This window comes from Microcoleus sp. D2_18a_D3 (assembly GCF_036702455.1).
In the GTDB taxonomy this organism is placed as follows: domain Bacteria; phylum Cyanobacteriota; class Cyanobacteriia; order Cyanobacteriales; family Microcoleaceae; genus Microcoleus.
This window is the reverse complement of record NZ_JAUBTK010000001.1, coordinates 18,392-19,880: the sequence shown is the minus strand read 5'-3', so window position 1 is coordinate 19,880 and position 1,489 is coordinate 18,392. Positions and strand designations below refer to the sequence as shown.

Sequence of the window (1,489 nt, the reverse complement as noted above, 5' to 3'; positions counted from 1 at the left end):
TCCTCAACCAGAACCGATAGTCGAAAATCTGCCCGTTGTTTCAGAAACAGTAGAGTCGATCGAGCATCCTCAACCAGAATCCGAACCAGTTGTAGAAACCGTACAGCCGATAAAAGGAAAGCATCTCAGTTTGGGTGTCACAGGAACCAGATCATCTTACTCGCTACAGATATCTCAACAAGCAAGCAGGATACTCACTTTTGTAAAAAATGTTTTTTACAAAAGTGAGAGACTCCCGATCGAACCTTCTCCACCAGAATCCGAACCAGTTGTAGAAACCGTAGAGTTGAGCGAGCATCCTCAACCAGAACCGATTGTCGAAAATCTAGAAGTTTCAGACACAGTAGAGTCGATTGAACATCCTCAACCAGAACCGATTGTTGAAAATCTAGAAGTTTCAGACACAGTAGAGTCGATTGAACATCCTCAACCAGAACCGATTGTTGAAAATCTGCAAGTTGTAGAAACCGTAGAGTCGATCGAGCATCCTCAACCAGAACCGATAGTCGAAAATGTAGAAGTTTCACAAACCGTAGAGTCGATCGAGCATCCTCAACCAGAATCCGAACCAGTTGTCGAAAGGCAAGAGTCGATCGAGCATCGTGAACCAGAACCGATTGTTGAAAATCTAGAAGTTTCAGACACAGTAGAGTCGATCGAGCATCGTGAACCAGAACCGATTGTTGAAAATCTAGAAGTTTCAGACACAGTAGAGTCGATTGAACATCCTCAACCAGAACCGATTGTTGAAAATCTAGAAGTTTCAGACACAGTAGAGTCGATCGAACATCCTCAACCAGAACCGATTGTTGAAAGGCAAGAGTCGATCGACTATTCTCAACCCGAATCCGAACCAATTACAGAAACACCGGAGGAAATAAGCGATTTAGAATCTGAAATGCAACCAGTGGCAGATTTTCTGGAAACTGTAGAAAGGCAAGAGTCGATCGAGAATCCTCAACCAGAACCGGTTGTCGAAAATTTGCTCATTGTCGAAACAATACAGTCGATCGAGAATCCTCAACCAGAACCGGTTGTCGAAAATTTGCTCATTGTCGAAACAATACAGTCGATCGAGCATTCTCCACCAGAACCGGTTGTCGAAAATCTACTTATTGTAGAAACAGTAGAGTCGATCGAGCATTCTCCACCAGAACCGGTTGTCGAAAATCTACTTATTGTAGAAACAGTAGAGTCGATCGAGTATTCTCCACCAGAACCGGTTGTCGAAAATCTACTTATTGTAGAAACAGTAGAGTCGAGCCAACCTTCTCAACCAGAACCGATTGTCGAAAATCTCGAAGTTTCAGAAACACCAAAGTCGAGCCAACCTTCTCAACCGGAACCGATTGTCGAAAATCTCGAAGTTTCAGAAACACCAAAGTCGAGCCAACCTTCTCAACCCGAACCGGTTGTCGAAAATCTCGAAGTTTCAGAAACACCAAAGTCGAGCCAACCTTCTCAACCCGAACCGGTTGTCGAAAATCTC

At 43.9% G+C, this 1,489-nt stretch carries 1 pseudogene; it reads left to right on the top strand.

The features are described from left to right. Positions 1-1,489 (top strand): annotated as a pseudogene (locus QUB06_RS00110) (ATP-binding cassette domain-containing protein); the annotation flags it as partial.